We start from the raw sequence: 16,320 nt of genomic DNA, 5'->3' as shown, positions 1-16,320 counted from the left end.
CGTCTACGTTTTATGCGAATGGCGGTCTTCTGAAGCGCGCCCGCGCCCCGGCCTCAGCGTGTGGCGATTGGGGTGCCGCTGCGATAATCGTAGAAACCGCGCTGCACCTTGCGGCCGAGCCAGCCGGCTTCGACATATTTCACAAGCAAGGGGCAGGGGCGGTATTTCGAATCGGCCAGACCCTCATGCAAGACCTGCATGACGGATAGCACGATGTCGAGACCGATGAAATCGGCCAGTTGCAGGGGACCCATCGGGTGGTTGGCGCCGAGCCGCATCGCAGTATCGATGGCTTCGACGGAGCCGACCCCTTCATAAAGCGTATAAATGGCCTCATTGATCATCGGCAACAGAATACGATTGACGATGAAGGCCGGGAAATCCTCGGAAACCGTCACCGTCTTGCCGAGTTGGGTGATGAAGGTCTTGGCCGTTTCGAAAGTCGAGTTTTCGGTGGCGATACCGCGGATCAATTCGACGAGCTGCATGCGCGGCACGGGATTCATGAAGTGAATGCCCATGAAATGCTCGGGCCGGTCGGTGACCGAGGCCAATCGCGTGATCGAAATGGAGGATGTGTTGCTGGCGAGAATCGTCTCGGGTTTCAAAACCGCGCAGATCTCACTGAAGATCTTGCGTTTGACCTCCTCGTTTTCGGTGGCCGCCTCGATCACCAGATCGCTGTCTCCGAGGCCGGCGTAATCGGGTGACAGGCTGATGTGTGGAAGCGCGCCGTCGCGGGCGGTCTCGGTGATCTGCTGGCGCCTGATCTGCTTGTCCATATTGGCTGTGATCGTGGGAAGCGCTGCATTGAGGCGGTCGCTGGAAATATCATTGAGAACGACCTTTATTCCCGCGAGCGCGCAGACCTGAGCGATGCCGCATCCCATCTGTCCCGCCCCGACAATTCCGATTTTTTTGATTTCTGTCATTTTATTCGCCCTGCGGCATCACATCGGTCCTAAAGAAACCTGTTTAGCGATCTTTGTGATGCGGTCCAAATGCTATGATTAAGTCCGGATGCCCGGGTTCAAATGTGAGGGGATGTGTCTTCGAAACGAGAAGGCCCCGGCGCCTGCTCCACACAATTGCCCTCGCGGCTCCTGGCGAGCCTGCGCGACAGAGGAGTATCGCGTGTTTGAATGTGTGCGGACGTTGCCAGGTGACCTGTGCCTGCCTGTCTTTCTCTCAGCAGGATTTCCGCTCCGGCGGAAATCGCTCGAGCTGAAACCTTTCGACAGGATGCCGGATTGGTCGCAAACCTTGACGTCATGCATCGCCTCGTTCCGACCATCGTGTTCACGGGTTCCGCGCGTTGCAAAAGGCCGTGTATTTTGAAGCTTCTGGTCGGACTGCCTATTTCCAGGCTGATGATACAAACGTCAAGAGCTTATAGGCAAAGACAACCAAGCTAAAGTGAAATTGTGGAAATTTATTCCAGATAGCTGCCAAAGAAGAATGCGGCGAAGCTCGTGATGCAACCAAAGACGTTAAAATTACATTTAGATCCGCGCGGACCGGTTACGGGCGCGAGGGAAGGAGATGTCCTCCAAAAGGGACGTCCATTTTTAATGTGATGCCGTTGGAAGAATGTCCTGGGCTTTTACTTGGGACTTGCTTGCTTGCCCTTGGTCATTGCACCGGCATGAAGTCTCTCTTTCTGCCGCTGAATGCCACATGAATTCGAACTGTGGAGGAGAGAATTAAAAGGCGCATGAAAAACTTGTGAGACCCCTCCTCAAAGGGCCTCGACCATCCCATATTTTTACAAGGTATTGATCGTAAAAGCTTGTGCTTGGCTTTGATTTTACCTGAAAATTTTTTTTCTTCTGAAACCAGTCAAAAAGCTAAGCGTTAGTTGGTTCATCAATAAATAAAAGTTTTGTGAGGAAGCATGACAAAAACCCTGGAATCTCCAAAAAAATCGACATCGACGCGTGGCTTTGCGTCCATGGATGCCGAAAAGCAGCGGGCGATCGCGCGCAAGGGCGGTGAAAGCGTGCCGCATGAAAAGCGCAGCTTCTCGCAAAATCCTGCGCTCGCGGCCGAGGCAGGCCGCAAAGGCGGCCAAAGCGTTAACCCCAACAAGCGCAGTTTCTCGCAGAACCACCAGCTCGCCTCGGAAGCCGGCCGTAAGGGTGGTCATGCTTCCCATAGCGGCACGCGCAAAGTGGCCGTTGCAGAAGGCTAAAAACGACACCTGTCGTCCGGTGGAGCCGGACGGAAAAATTTAAAAAGGGTGGCGATGTGAAATCGCCGCCCTTTTTTACGTCCGTTGTATAAAAGTCGCTTATGCAGCGAGGCCGCCGCTGATCATTGGGGCAGCCGTTAATGGCGAATATCTTGAGCGGACCGGCGATGACCATGCGCGGACTGGCCGCCCTTGCGGCCGGCTTCCGAGGCGAGCTGGTGGTTCTGCGAGAAACTGCGTTTTTCATTGGGCACGCTGCGTCCGCCCTTGCGCGCGATTTCCCTTTGTTTTTCCGCATCCATGGAGGCAAATCCGCGATTGGATGTCGATGTTTTTATATCTTGCGACATATCGCTCTCCCTTGTGATGCCGATGCTCGTCAAACGCGACCATCGGGAGTATCCCGAATTTCCCCACCGCTTGGCGAAGGGCAAAATTCGAGAGAGGAACCAGAAGACGCGCCACGTGGCTTCTGGAATATTTGGGAGCTTAACCGATGAGGACTGGGAGGGTTCCCATCCATCCCTTTCGACTTGTCAGGCCATGCGAAGGAAAGGGGGAGGGAATGGATCCGCTGGAGGAACTCTGGAGCGCGGCTTTGGCGGTGTTCGACAGGGCTTATGCGCCTTATTCCCGCTTTAAAGTGGCGGCGGCCGTGCGCAGCGTTTCAGGCGCCGTATTTGTCGGGGTGAATGTCGAAAATGCCGCTTATCCGGTCGGAACCTGCGCGGAAGCCGGCGCTATCGCGGCCATGATCACGGCTGGAGAGCGGAGCATCGACGCCATTTTCATTCTTGGAGATGGCGCAGGTCATACGACGCCTTGCGGCGCCTGTCGGCAACGCCTTCATGAGTTCTCGGCGCCGGAGACTTTGGTGCATGTCGGAGGGCCAGAGGGGCATCGCGCTACATATACAATGGCCGAATTGTTACCACACGGATTTGCGCTCGATCGTCCTCGCGATGCTGACGAACAGGACTGAAAATACAAAAGCCCCGGCAATGAGCCAGGGCCATGAAGAGAGACCGGGTGAAACGGCTAGAGCATCAACCGGCACTCTTGAGCCGGCGTCAGGGGCTCGCGGGATTACGCTGCCCGCAGATTTCCCGCCGAGGATTTGCCGGTCCTTTTATCAGGAACGACATCGTAATTGATCTTCTGGCCTTCAGCCAGATGACGCAGGCCGGATTGTTCGACGGCGCTGATATGAACGAACACATCCTTGCCACCCTCGTCAGGCTGGATAAATCCATACCCTTTCTCGGCATTGAACCATTTCACCGTTCCTGTAGACATAGGAAAATTCCTCGTAGAAATAATGTCTTCGACGCCGCCTCGACTGGCGGGACACTGCATTGCAATGCGGCTTGGAAGGCAATCTCCCGCGCCGCTACACATGCCCCACTGCCTCCGACCTTCCCTTCACCCTGAAGCAAGGCCAGCATCGCCCGCGGCTTTCAGATCTGCTAAATGAATACGCAGGTCATGAGCGATTTCTTTAAAATATGATCGTATGACAAGCAAAACAAGACCGCAATGAATAAATTCAGTTCACTTATTGCTGCTCATTTTGGCACGGCTAAGCTTGCGTATGACAGGCGCTGATCCGGCCGGGCCAGGCAATCCCGTTTCTCGACTTCACCGTTTTCAATGTTTATGATGCCGCCCCATAAAATTACCCGCGGGATATGAGCCGATCAAAGGCCGCTGCGGGCAAATCAAGAGGGGAGGGTCCATGCCAATGGGGTCCGGGGATGGGAGAATGCCGGTTGCCGCCACGGCGCATGCGGAACGGATCTTCACCGCCTCATTCGGTGGGGCGGAAACGGGCGATGGACCCGTCGGCTCTTTGATCATTGCGTCCTGGCGCCGCTGCCTCGATCGCCATAAGCTCGATCCCGAACGTCAGGCCGAGACGCGCGTCCTGTCTCGCGGCGAATTGCGCGAGGCGCGGGAACCGCTCGACGCCCTTTTATCCCTCTCCACGCCGCTTCTCGATGATCTTTATCGGCAGGTCGCCGATCTAGGCTATGTCGTCATGCTCACCGATGGCAATGGCATAACCTTGAACGCGCGGGCGGGAAATGACGAGCGCGCCTTTCGGAAATGGGGGCTTTGGACCGGCTCCGTCTGGAGCGAGGGGCTTGAAGGCACCAATGGCGTCGGCCTGTGCCTGACCGAGCAACGGCCGGTCACGGTGCATCGTGGCGAGCATTTCCGCTCCCGCCACGCGGGCCTGACCTGCACCGTTGCGCCGCTCTTTAATGCCGATGGGACGATCATCGGCTGTCTTGATATATCGGCCTTCAACCAGGAGATCGACAGCCGCATCGTCGGTTTCGCGCAACGCGCGACGACGCTTGCCGCCGGTTGGATCGAGGCTGTCTGTTTCCGGCACGCCTATCGATCCTGCTGGATCGTCTCGCTTGGGGAGTCGATCGAGGGCAAGGCGCTGCTCGCCTTCGACGAGGACCGGCGGCTCAAGGGCGCGAGCCGGCTCGCCCGCCAGCAGCTCGGGCTCGATGAGGCCTTGATCGATCAAGGGATCGGGATTGTCAGGGATGATGGAGGGCCATCCGCCGGGACCGGCAAGGCGCCATTGCTTCGTGACGGCGCGGCGACTTTTCTGTCCCTGAGTTCTGCCCTGTCATTCTCGCCTCCCCTTGAAACGCGGAGAAAGCGTCCCACCACGCCGGCTCTTGCACCCAAGGAGCCTTCACTCCTTGATACTTTGGCCGGCGATGATCGGCGTTTGCAGGCCTTTGTCCAGCGTATCCGCGCCACTGCGGGTTTGAAACCGAAACTCCTCATCACGGGTGAAACTGGCACGGGGAAAGAAGTTTTCGCGCGTGCGATTCATGGGGACAGGGTCCAAAAGAACGAGACGATCAGGAGCCCCATCGAGCGCCCCTTCATCCGCGTCGATTGCCGGGCGCTGTTAAATTCTCAAGATTATCCTGCTCAAAACTCTTTCGCGCAAAACGCTCTCGCCGATCCGATCGAACGAGCGGCAGGTGGCACGCTCTTTCTCGATGAGATCGGTGATTTGCCGCTGTCGTTGCAAGCTTTCCTCGTGCATGCGCTGGATAATCATGCAGGCTTGCGTGGGGAGGGGGCTTCGACAATCGCACTCATCTGCGCGACGCAACAGGATCTCGAAGCCCTGGTCACCGCGCGAACCTTTCGCGCGGATCTTTATTACCGGCTCAAAGGGCTCCCGATCGATCTCCCGCCCTTGCGGTCGCGCGAGGACAAGAGCCTGGTCATTGATCGGCTTGTGCGAGAGATTGCGCTGGGCCGCGATCTCTCGGCTACGGCGCGAAGCGCGATCGAGGCTTGTGAATGGCCAGGCAATCTTCGCCAATTGCGGCAGGTTCTTGAACTGGCTTTTGCGAGTTCCCCGGCGCCATGCCTTGAAAGTCATGATTTCGATTTGCCGTCCCGCACGGAACGGTTGGCGCCTGTCGGGACTTTGCAACAAGCAGAAAAAGACGTCATTGCAAGGCAACTCGCCGAGGATGGTTTCGATATCGCCAAAGCTGCCAGCCATCTTGGCATGAGCCGGGCGACGCTTTACCGCCGGATCAAGCATTTCGGGTTGGGCACGGGCCGCTGATTCGTTCTCAGGCCTATCCATCGATTGAGGCGATGCCCCAGTATCGAGATCATAGATTCTCGATACGCCACTTTTTAAACTGTATCCACTTGCCCTCATTGAACCGCGACGAGTCGCGCTTCAATGAGGGTGGATACTAGATCAGAACGCTGGACGTTCACCGTGAGCCGTGCCCGGTGCTCCAGGTTCAATATTTTCAATCTTCTATAAGGGAGAATGCGTCATTCAACTGTCACACGGCTGACGCACGAATCGTTCAAGGGGGATCATTATTCACCAAGGTCCCAGGGTGCACCGATGAAATCCGATATCATCGAACGGCTTGGAGAGAGTGAAATCCTCCTGCCATCGCTTATCCAGGATGGTCTGCACGCGAACGATCAGGTCAAGCTTCGTCTTGCCGTTCTGCAAGCAGCCGCCCGGCGTGCCCAAAACCCTACAGTGCCTCCCTTCGACCTCCAGGATGAATGCCGCGCTGCCGGCATTGATCCCTTGCCGATGGAAACGCTGGTTCAGAACGCGCGGCTTGTGGATCCCGGCAGGATCAGTGCGCCCGGCCTCGACACGCTCGCCGCCGCGATCTGGCAGGATGTCACGACCATGGCCAATTCCGTCAAGGCCGGAGACCAGACCGCCGGTGAGGCCGGGCTTGCTCGTCTTGCAGCCTTGCAGGCGGCCTTGAAAGACAAGCCGGAAAACCAGGGCCCCGCCGACACTATGGCCGTGACGCGGATCGCCCAATTGGGTGCTCTTTCCGCACACCATGAGGATAGTCTGCATCGCCTTGTCATGGATCTCCATAAGGCCTTGAACCAGCTTGCGGCGGCCCATGCGGAAGAGATTTGCGCCGGCGCTCATGTCTATGGTCTGACGCCAGAGGATCGCCCCCTGGTCGAGGCCTTCATGCGCGGGTTGGAGTCGACCCGGAAACTGAAATTCAACCATCCGGGCCTCGCCACCACGGCCATGCGCAGCACCGGCAAATTGGTCATCCAGAACGATATCGGAGAGACCGAAGCGCATGTGGTGGTCATTACCATAGATCCGGCTGCTGTCACCATCACGTATACGGATGTGCATCTCGATCGCGCGCGATTCTTTGCCAACTTGTTCGACGCTTTCGCCGTGCAATGGAGCGGCCTTGAACGCAAGGACGCTCAAGGCATCGGCGACGAGGAACCTTTCTATCTCACGACCGGCCGTTTTGCGGCGGTAGATCAGGCGCATCGCTCCGCTTTCCTGGCGGCGCTTGGCTCCAGCCTGGTGTTTCTGATCGATTGGAACAAGGCCCGCAAGCTCCTGCGGACCTGGATGTCCAAGGCCGATGCCGGACACATTCTCGAATGGGCGGCTCGTAACCGTTTCGGCCATCGCGCCTTTCTCGAATTGGGCGGTGGCGATCTTATCGCCTCGGCGGTGCGCAATACGACGCCCACACGGATTGGCTTCGGTGAGCGTCTCGATCATGCGCTCGGCCGTGAGGCGGCGGTGGATTTCCTCAAAAACGCGCTGCGCGTCGCGAGCGAAACCTTGCTCGCCGGCAGTTCAGTCCGGCTGGCGCGCGATCGCATCGAAGCCGATCTGATGCGGCGGCTGCAAAGCGTCGACAGTTCTTTGTTGTCGATCGTTGTGCGCCAGGCGGGCCTTGCGCGTGATATTGCTGACGCTATCGCCCATTTGATCGCGGCGCGGAGCAAGGGGCAGGCGATCGATGCTGACCGGGCGGCCGCGAATGCGCGGCATATCGAAGAGAAAGCCGACCGCATGGCGGTCGCGGCGCGGGTTGAAATCGCCCGGCTCAATGCCGACCGCGCGATTGAAAGCCTCGTCAACCGCGTGGAAGAGACGATCGACGAATTCGAACAAGCGGCCTTCATCGCCTCGCTGATTCCGGAAGATTTGCCGGCCGATCTGTTGAAACCGCTTGGCGATCTGAGTGCGGCGGCGGTGGGGAGCACGCAGGCCATGGCCATCGGCGCCGTCGCGGCCATGGATGTTCCGCAAGGCCAGCGTGTCGATACGGAGGACGCGCTTGAGGCCTGTGTTCAACTGGCCGATTACGAACATCGGGCGGATGAAGCCGAACGCACGCTCACGCGCCTGGTGTTGCGCGGCAGTTTCGATCTGCGGACCTCTCTCTCCGTCATGGAATTAGCGCGCGCCCTTGAACGCGCGACCGATCGGCTGGCTGGCGCGGGTGGCCTGCTGCGTGACCACGTGCTGGCCGATCTCTCGAAATAATTTTTTCAAACTCCATCATCGGAACTTCTTCATGCAGATCGTGCGTATCGCGACCGGAACGAACGAGGCACATTCCGCAGATCTCATCGGAGCGAAGGCTGCCAATCTGGAGCGCATGGCTGCGCTCGGCCTTCCCGTTCCGCCGGCCTTCGTCCTGCCGATCACGCTTTGTTCCGCGATCCTGCGCAGTGAGCCCGAGGCGGAAAAGGCCTTGGTCAAGGGTCTCGAAGAAGGGATCGCTTATCTCGAAGAGGCCACCGGCAGACGGTTTGGTGATCACCGCCATCCGCTGCTCATTTCCGTGCGTTCGGGAGCGGCGCGGTCCATGCCCGGCATGTTGGAAACCGTGCTCGATGTTGGCTGCACGCCTTCTGTTGTGTTGGGCCTCGTGCGTCAGACCGGTCATCCGCGTTTTGCCTGGGATTGTCGCTGCCGGTTTCTCGACAGCTATGCCGATGTCGTCCTTGGCCTTGATCAGGCGCTTTTGCGCAAACGACGCGATCAGATCATGGCCGAAGAAGGGGTCCTTGATGCGGGTGATCTCGACAGTGAGGCGCTGGAACGGCTTGCCGGGGCCTATCTGCAGGTGATCGAGAGCAACGGCGGATTCATACCGGAAGAGCCGATGCGCCAGGTCGAGGCGGCCGCGCGCATGGTCTTTGGCTCGTGGGAAAGTGACAAAGCCAAAACCTATCGCAAACTGGAACATCTCGAGGCGCTTGGCGGCACGGCTGTTACGGTCCAGGCCATGGTGTTCGGCAATGTTGGGCTGACATCGGGGGCCGGTGTCGCCTTTTCGCGTGATCCATCGACGGGCGCGGCGACGCCGGTAATCGATGTCCTGTTTGAATCGCAAGGCGAGGATGTCGTCTCTGGCCGCCGCACGCCGGAACCGGAAGCGGCTTTGGCGCGTACCGTGCCCGCCGCCGCCAAGGAATTGGTGGCGACGCTCGCACGGCTTGAACAGGCCTTCGGTGATGTGCAGGATGTCGAATTCACGATTGAAAACGGCAAATTGTGGTTTCTGCAAACCCGCAGTGCGAAACGCACACCGGCGGCGGCTTTGCGTTTCGCCGTGGCCTTCGTCAAGGAGGGGCTCATTACGCCCAAGGAGGCGTTGCAGCGGCTGGAAAATATCGATTTCACGCGGGATATCGAACATCTCGCCAATCAAAGACTGAGCGCGGTTGGCGAGCCTGTGGGGCATGGAACCGGCGCTTCCACGGGCGTCGCGATCGGTCGCGCGGCTTTCGATTCCACGAGCGCTCAACGCTTGGCAAAAGCGGGAGATCCCGTCATTCTCCTGCGGCCGGAAATCAGCACCGCTGACGTCGCGGGTTTTGCCGCCTCGGCGGGAATTGTGACCGCAGTTGGCGGCCGCACCGCCCATGCGGCACTCGTAGCGCGGCAATTAGGCAAACCCTGTCTGGTCGGCTGCGCCGGCCTTAATGTCGATGTTGCCGGACATACAGCCCGTTTGCACGACCTGCCGATCAAAGAAGGCGATTGGCTCTCCATCGATGGCGGGGCGGGGACGATTTTCTCGGGACGCGGCAAGCTTCTCATCGATCGTCCGGAAGCGGAGCTGTCGGAGATTGCGCGCTGGAAAGAAAGCGTGCCAGCGTAAGCGCTTACAGTTCGCCCACGCATCTAATTGAATGTCCGATCGTGCAGAGCCTCAACCAAAAGGGGAGGGTACTTTTGGTTGAGCTGGCTTAAAAAGTGCCTGTAAGGTATTGCGGGCGAGACTAATACGTATTACGCATATATTAATATTACTGGAAAAGCGAGAGCTTAGCATTACTCGCCGTGATAAAAATATACTCCGCTTTTATTAAGTATTCCATGGCCGTGTAGGAGTATTTTACCATATTATAACTTCATAGAGTTATAATATTACATAATTATTTTCTATGCTATTGCGTGCATGTGGAATAAATGGGAAATTCCGATAAAAATATTAAAATATAATCTAATATGGCAATAATTTATACAGGAAGGGAGAAGAGAAGCCAATGAAACGCTTGGTTTTTAATGCTTATTCAGAGCTTCTGAATGGTCTCTCTCATCTGCACTCTTCGATCGATGTGTGCAGTCCCGATGCAAGAGAGGCGCTCAAAGAAAGAATAGCTCATCGTGAAATGCTCTTGGCCATGACTGTTTCGGTTTTGGAGAGACCTGAATCCAAAATAGTGGACGCTCCTGAAGTCTCGGATATTCAGGTTGAACCCTGCCCGATGCTTCCGATCTTTGAAGAAACAAAGGGTTGGTCTAAAAAGGGATGTCCGCTTTTGACTCAAACATCCTAGACTACTTTCTGCTTCCATTGCTTCAGAGAACAGTCTTTATCTTATTGTTCTAACGGATAATCCTTTTAAACGTGCGGAACGGGGAGGGCTGCACCGGCCTCTCACGGTTCCGGCATGGCGGACAGCAATTGCCGATAGAGGGCCTGCGTGGCAAAGCCGTCCGCTTTGCCCGGATCTACACGCAGTTGATAGGCATGGATCGCATCGCGCGAGGCTTGGCCGAAACGGCCGTCGAGCGTGCCTTGATAGAATCCAAGTTTTTGCAAACGTTGTTGGATTGCCGCCTTTTCCTTCCGGCTGAGTTCCGGCCCAGTCTCAGGCCACGAGCCTCGTAAACCGCCTTCCCCTTTGATTTCCTGCGCCAACCATGCAAGCGAAAGCGCATAGGCATCAGAATTATTATAGAGCTTCAGAACCCAATAATTATCCGAGAGAAGAAATGCGGGGCCTTGGCGGCCGGCTGGCAGGAACAGCGTCGCCTCGCCTTTGACGGGGAGGGTGCCGTTTGATGCCGCATCCACGCCGAGCTTGGTCCAGGTGGAAAAATCTCGATGCAGGGAGGAGAGATCGGCATTTTGTGGCAGGCGCACTTCAAGCCCCCAGGGCAGGCCTGGTTTCCAGCCGGAGCGCGCCAGGAATGAGGCGATCGAGGCGAGGCTATCGGCCGCCTTGTGCCAGAGATCGGGAAAAGGTTTTCCATCGAAACCGATGCCATAGGTGAGATAGGCGGAGGGCAGGAATTGCGGATCGCCCATGGCACCCGCCCAAGATCCACGCATGTCATTGCGTTTCACCTGTCCGCTGTCGAGGATGACAAGCGCGGCGAGCAATTCCTGACGATAGAGAGGGCGCTCGGGCAGGGCGAAGGCGAGACTGGCCAGCGAACGGATAATGTCATTGTCGCCCCGCAGACGCCCGTAATCGCTTTCCATGCCCCAGGCGGCGACGATGATCTCTGCCGGGACGCCATATCTTTGTTCCAGAGCGGTCAGTTCTGGATTGAACTGTTTGCGTAACACTTGGCCGCGATCGCGCCGAGGGGGGCTCGCTGCCTGAGCGAAATAGAGGCGTAAGGGCCGGTCGAATTCCGGCTGCGCCATAGCCGCCCGCGCGGGGGCGGGATCATAGGTGAGGCCGTCGAAAGCCGAGTCGAAAGTCTGGCGTTTGATCCCGGCCTTCTGGGCTTCCGGCCAAAGCCCCGCGAGAAAAGAGGCGAATGAGGACCGGCTCGCTAACGGGGTAGAAGAGACCCCCTCCGCGTGAAGGGAGAGGGAGCAAAGGCTGGCGATAAGGCCCCCAACAAAACCCATCAGGAAGCCGTTGGCATGCCGCCGGCTTACGAGTTGGGGTGGGGGGCCTGCCGTCGGCATGGTCAGGCCGAACGAGGGGCAGGCGGCTCGCCTGTTTGCGCGAGTACCTTTTGTGTCTTCGGCTTTGCACTGCTGACGCGTTCGACCATTTTCTGGAAAACCACATACAGCATGGGGATGAGAAAGACGCCGATAGTGCTGGCCGCCAGCATGCCGGCAAAGACGGGCGTGCCAACCGCGCGGCGGCTCAATTGCGCGGCACCGGTCGCCCGAATCAGCGGAATGAGGCCGAGCAGGAAGGCGAGCGATGTCATCATGACGGCCCGGAACCGCATTTCCGCGCCAAGGGCCGCTGCTTCGATGATCGTGGCTCCGTGCTCGCGTTGTTCCTTTGCAAATTCCACGATCAGAATACCATTTTTCGCGGCGAGCGCGATCAGCACCACGAGGCCGATCTGAGCATAAAGGTCGAGCGATACGCCAGCCACGATAATGCCGAGAAAGGCACCGAACACCGCGACGGAGACAGAGAGCAGGACCGGCACTGGAATGACCCAGCTCTCATAGAGACCAACGAGAAAGAGATAGGCAAACAGCAAGGCGAAGGCGAGGATGAAGCCCGTCTGGCCGGAGACCTGTGATTCCTGATAGGCCGTGCCGGTCCATTCGAAGGAAAAGCCGGGGGGCAGCGTCTGATCGGCCAGCGTGCCCATGGCCTCCAAGGCCGAGCCCGAGGAAACGCCTGCCGCGGGCGATCCGTTAATGAGAATGGCGCGGTAATTATTATAGCGCGTGATGATCTGTGGCCCTTGGACCATGCGCACCGTGGCGAGCGAGGCCATGGGCACCATCGTATTCCTATTGTTGCGGATATAGATCTGCCAGATTGAGGAAATATCGCGCCGGTCGGCGGCCTCGCCCTGGATATTGACCTGCCAGGTTCGGCCATAAAGATTGAAGTCGTTGATGTAATAGCCCCCTAACGTCGTGTTCAGGGCATTGAACAGATCGGCAATATTGATGCCGAGCGCCTGCGCCTTGTCGCGATCGATTTCGAGGAAGATCGATGGATTGGTCGCGGTAAAGGTCGAAAAGACGCGCGTGAGCTCGGGCCTTTGATTGGCGCCGATGATCAGGCTCTGCATGACGCTCGAGAGCTGGGCGGGTTCCTGGCCTTCAAGCCCTTCGAGCATGAATTCGAAGCCGCCGCTGGTCGAAAGGCCGATGATCGGCGGCAGGTTGAAGGCGATGACGCGGGCCGTCCGGATTTCGGTGGCGGCGCGCATGAACACCTGGGCGATCAAGGCCTGCGCCGAGTCCATGGCGGCCTTGCGATCCTCGAAAGGCTTCAGATTGGCGACCATGAACCCATTATTGGCTTCGTTGGCGCCATCGATGAGGGAAAAGCCGGTAATGGCGAAAGTCGCCTTGACCTGCGGCATGCCGAGCAGAATTTTCTCGACCCGCTTGATGACCTCGCTGGTGCGTGCCACCGAGGCGCCATCGGGCAATTGGATCGCGATGAAGAAGGCGCCCTGATCTTCCTCGGGCAGGAAGCCGGTCGGCGTCTTGAAGGACAGGCCATAAATGCCCGCGCCGAAGACGAGGACAAGCAATACGGCGAGGAAGGAAAAGCGCAGGAGCCTGACGACGACGCGGGCATAGCCGTCGCGGACCTTGTCGATGCCCTGCAGCACGAGATGCATGAGGCCGCGCCGCGGCCGGCCCCGTTTCAAAACGATGGCGCAAAGCGCGGGCGAAAGGGTCAAGGCATTGAGCGCCGAGATCAGCATGGCGGCGCTGATCGTCACCGCGAATTGACGGAATAAGACGCCCGACGTGCCAGGAATGAAGGCAATCGGAACGAAGACCGAGAGCAGGACCAAGGTGATGGCGATGATCGGCGCGGTGATCTGCGCCATGGCTTTTTTGGTGGCCTCGGCCGGTGTCAGATCCGGCTCCTCCTCCATCACGCGCTCGACATTCTCGACAACCACGATCGCATCGTCGACGACTATGCCGATGGCCAGAACCAAAGCGAGCAGCGAGACCGTATTGGCTGAAAAGCCGAGTGCGAGGAGGATGGCGAATGTTCCGATGAGGCTGACCGGAATGGCGATCGTTGGAATGACCGTCGCGCGGACACTGCCGAGAAACAGAAAGACGACGAGGACGACGAGGACGAAAGCTTCGATCAAGGTGTGCAAGACCTCGCGTACCGTATCCGACACGAAGGTCGTCGCATCATAGACGACGGTGGATTTCAACCCCTCGGGAAAGCGTTTGCCGACCCGTTCCAGGACCTTGCCCACGGCGGCCGCGGTTTGCACGGCATTGGCACCGGGAGACAGATAAATGCCGATGCCGACCGCCGGCTTGCCGGAATAGCGGCCCTCGGCATCCTCGCTCTGGGCGCCCATTTCCACCCGCGCGACATCGCGCACGCGCAGCACCGATCCATCGGGATTGGCGCGGATCACGATTGCACCGAATTCCTCCGGTGTCTGCAGCCTCCCCAGTGTCTGCAGATTGAACTGGAATTGCTGATCGTCGGCAATGGGTCTCGCGCCGATACGTCCGATCGGCGCCTGGACATTCTGATTACTGATCGCGGCGATCACATCGGAAGGGGCCAGATTGAGGCTGACAAGCCGGCTCGTATCGAACCAGATCCGCATCGAATATTTGAGATTGCCGAAGAGGCTCGCCTGGCCGACGCCGGGTGTGCGCGAAATTTCATCGAGCACGTTGATCGTCGCGTAATTGGTGATGAACAGCGGGTCCTGCGCGCCATTGTCGCTGTAGAGCATCATGAATTGCAAAACCGCCGACGAGCGTTTCTGCACCGTCAGGCCCTGCTGGCGCACCTCCGGCGGCAGGAGCGGCGTGGCCGTCTGCACGCGATTATTGACATTGACCGTATCGATGTCGGGATTGCTCGACAGATCGAAGGTCGCGGTCAGCGTATAACTGCCATCGTCGCCGCTCGCTGATTTCATATAGAGCATTTTGTCGACGCCGACGATCTGTGCCTCGAGCGGCTGCGCGACGGAGGCTTCGACGACGCCGGCCGAGGCACCCGGATAACGCGCCGTGACCTGCACTTGCGGCGGCACGATATCGGGGAATTGTGATACCGGAATCCGGGTCATCGAAATCGCGCCGGCGATGGTGATCACAATGGCGATGACGATGGCAAGGCGTGGCCTATCGATGAAGATCGAGGAAAACATGGCGCTTCATTTCATGAAGAGGAAAACGATCGCATCGCCGGCGTGAACCGGCGCGCCGCGTTCAGGGTTTTTCAGGCGCGGCGCGAGAGGGGGCGGATTCGCTGGGCGCTTTGGTTCCTGGTGCTTTGGTGACTGGTGTCGCGGTTCCAGATGTACCTGTCCCGGGTGCGGCTGTTTCAGGACCGAGCGAGGGGCCAGGGGTCATCGGGCTCGCCGAGACAGGCTGGCCCGGACGGACGTTTTGCAAGCCCTCGGCGATCACGAGTTCGCCTTCCTGGAGGCCGGTAATGACCGAAGCGACGGTGGGCGTTGATTGTCCCAGCTTGATATTGCGGCGCTGTGCCTTGCCCTCTTTATCGACGATATAGACGAAATCGCTTTCTTGATCGGTGAGCACAGCGGCGCGGGGAATGGCCAGGACGACGATCGGCTGCGCGCCTTCGAGGACGACATTGACGAATTCGCCATCCGTCAATTCGCGCAGCGAATTCGGTGTGGCGCTGTTGACGGGAATGAGGGGATTGGCAATCGTCGCGCGCAAAAGGATCGTATCGGTTGCGGACTGCACGCTATTGTCGATGAAATCCACATGCGCGGTCTGTCCATACATGCGGCCATCAGGCAGCCGCAGACGGACGACGAGCTGGCCTGTATGCTCCGGATCTTTCTCTGATTGCGTGCGATAGCGATCACGCAGATCGAGAATAGTGCGTACCGAAACAGGGAAGACGACATACATCGGGTCTTGCCCGACGATTGTGACGAGCGTGCCGCTCGAGGGGCTGACGACATTGCCGATGCGTACGGCCGTGCGGCCGATCTTGCCGTCAATCGGGGAGGTAATGGTCGTATAATCGAGATTGATCCGTGCGTTTTTCGTGTCGGCCTCCGCGCCTTGCACCTGCGCTTCCAGGGCGCGGGAATTGGCGGTCGCCGTATCGACATTCGCCTGCGTGCCGGCAGGCGTTCGTAACAGGGCCTCGGCGCGCGCCAGGGCGATCTTGGCATTGGTGAGCTGGGCGCGAAACTGGTCGGCGACCGCTTGGCGTGCGGCGAGTGTCGCCTCGAAGGGACCCCGTTCGAGCCGATAGAGGACATCGCCGGTCTTGACCTCGGCACCGTCCCGGAACGCGACCTCATCGAGGAAGGCGGTCACACGCGCGACAATATCGACGCGTTCGATACCCTGGATACGGCCTAGAAATTCATTGGTTTGGGTGATCGGCTTTTTTTCGACCCGCGCCACGCCGACGGCAGGTGGTCCGGCGGGAGGCATTTGCGCCACGGCGACGGAGGCCTGGATGAGAAAAAGACAAGAGGAAGAGAAACGCAAGAGGCGCAAGAAAGAAACCCTCGGCGGGACCCGTGTATGCCACCGAAAGCCGAGGCTTTTGGCTTAGCAGACGACGGTATAAAGGAG

Annotated in this window: 12 protein-coding genes; 6 read left to right on the top strand and 6 right to left on the bottom strand. The window is 58.4% G+C overall.

Annotation, left to right across the window (positions count from 1 at the left end; all coding sequences use genetic code 11):
* Positions 1-53: 53 nt before the first annotated feature.
* A complete protein-coding gene (locus BIND_RS15710; RefSeq protein WP_012386011.1) occupies positions 54-932 on the bottom strand; it encodes a 3-hydroxybutyryl-CoA dehydrogenase in 879 nt (292 codons plus the stop codon).
* 962 nt (positions 933-1,894) lie between these two features.
* Here BIND_RS15710 and BIND_RS15705 point away from each other — a divergent pair.
* Positions 1,895-2,191: a con-10 family general stress protein gene (locus BIND_RS15705; protein ID WP_012386010.1), complete on the top strand. Its 297-nt coding sequence runs from the start codon at positions 1,895-1,897 to the stop codon at positions 2,189-2,191.
* A 137-nt stretch (positions 2,192-2,328) separates the two neighbouring features.
* Here BIND_RS15705 and BIND_RS15700 read toward each other — a convergent pair whose 3' ends face one another.
* Complete coding sequence (locus BIND_RS15700) at positions 2,329-2,541, bottom strand: con-10 family general stress protein (RefSeq protein ID WP_012386009.1); 213 nt, start codon at positions 2,539-2,541, stop codon at positions 2,329-2,331.
* 215 nt (positions 2,542-2,756) lie between these two features.
* Here BIND_RS15700 and cdd point away from each other — a divergent pair, with 215 nt between their 5' ends.
* Complete coding sequence (gene cdd / locus BIND_RS15695) at positions 2,757-3,173, top strand: cytidine deaminase (protein ID WP_012386008.1); 417 nt, start codon at positions 2,757-2,759, stop codon at positions 3,171-3,173.
* Positions 3,174-3,277: 104 nt separating this feature from the next.
* On the opposite strand, the gene BIND_RS15690 is transcribed toward cdd, so the two are convergent.
* Positions 3,278-3,487 (bottom strand): cold-shock protein, encoded by a 210-nt coding sequence (locus BIND_RS15690; RefSeq protein WP_012386007.1) that lies wholly within the window; start codon positions 3,485-3,487, stop codon positions 3,278-3,280.
* A gap of 439 nt (positions 3,488-3,926) precedes the next feature.
* Here BIND_RS15690 and BIND_RS15685 point away from each other — a divergent pair, with 439 nt between their 5' ends.
* The 4 genes from BIND_RS15685 to BIND_RS21435 all read left to right on the top strand — a co-directional run bounded on the left by BIND_RS15685 (position 3,927) and on the right by BIND_RS21435 (position 10,357).
* Complete coding sequence (locus BIND_RS15685) at positions 3,927-5,807, top strand: sigma-54-dependent Fis family transcriptional regulator (RefSeq protein WP_081433788.1); 1,881 nt, start codon at positions 3,927-3,929, stop codon at positions 5,805-5,807.
* A 297-nt stretch (positions 5,808-6,104) separates the two neighbouring features.
* On the top strand, positions 6,105-8,048 hold the full coding sequence (locus BIND_RS15680) for a hypothetical protein (protein ID WP_012386005.1): 1,944 nt from the start codon (positions 6,105-6,107) through the stop codon (positions 8,046-8,048).
* Between the two features lie 31 nt (positions 8,049-8,079).
* On the top strand, positions 8,080-9,675 hold the full coding sequence (locus BIND_RS15675) for a PEP/pyruvate-binding domain-containing protein (protein ID WP_012386004.1): 1,596 nt from the start codon (positions 8,080-8,082) through the stop codon (positions 9,673-9,675).
* 388 nt (positions 9,676-10,063) lie between these two features.
* The gene (locus BIND_RS21435; protein ID WP_012386003.1) at positions 10,064-10,357 is read left to right on the top strand and encodes a hypothetical protein; all 294 of its coding nucleotides are present in this window, start codon (positions 10,064-10,066) and stop codon (positions 10,355-10,357) included.
* Between the two features lie 101 nt (positions 10,358-10,458).
* Here the strand turns inward: BIND_RS21435 and BIND_RS15670 are convergent, their stop codons facing one another.
* The 3 genes from BIND_RS15670 to BIND_RS15660 all read right to left on the bottom strand — a co-directional run bounded on the left by BIND_RS15670 (position 10,459) and on the right by BIND_RS15660 (position 16,242).
* Positions 10,459-11,727, bottom strand: coding sequence for a lytic murein transglycosylase (locus BIND_RS15670; protein ID WP_012386002.1), 1,269 nt, complete (start codon positions 11,725-11,727; stop codon positions 10,459-10,461).
* Between the two features lie 2 nt (positions 11,728-11,729).
* The gene (locus BIND_RS15665) at positions 11,730-14,900 is read right to left on the bottom strand and encodes an efflux RND transporter permease subunit (RefSeq protein ID WP_012386001.1); all 3,171 of its coding nucleotides are present in this window, start codon (positions 14,898-14,900) and stop codon (positions 11,730-11,732) included.
* Positions 14,901-14,961: 61 nt separating this feature from the next.
* On the bottom strand, positions 14,962-16,242 hold the full coding sequence (locus BIND_RS15660; RefSeq protein ID WP_012386000.1) for an efflux RND transporter periplasmic adaptor subunit: 1,281 nt from the start codon (positions 16,240-16,242) through the stop codon (positions 14,962-14,964).
* Between the last annotated feature and the right edge of the window lie 78 nt (positions 16,243-16,320).

It is taken from the genome of Beijerinckia indica subsp. indica ATCC 9039, from assembly GCF_000019845.1.
In the GTDB taxonomy this organism is placed as follows: domain Bacteria; phylum Pseudomonadota; class Alphaproteobacteria; order Rhizobiales; family Beijerinckiaceae; genus Beijerinckia; species Beijerinckia indica.
Note: the sequence above shows the minus strand (reverse complement) of the source record. Positions and strands in the feature narration are given on the sequence as shown.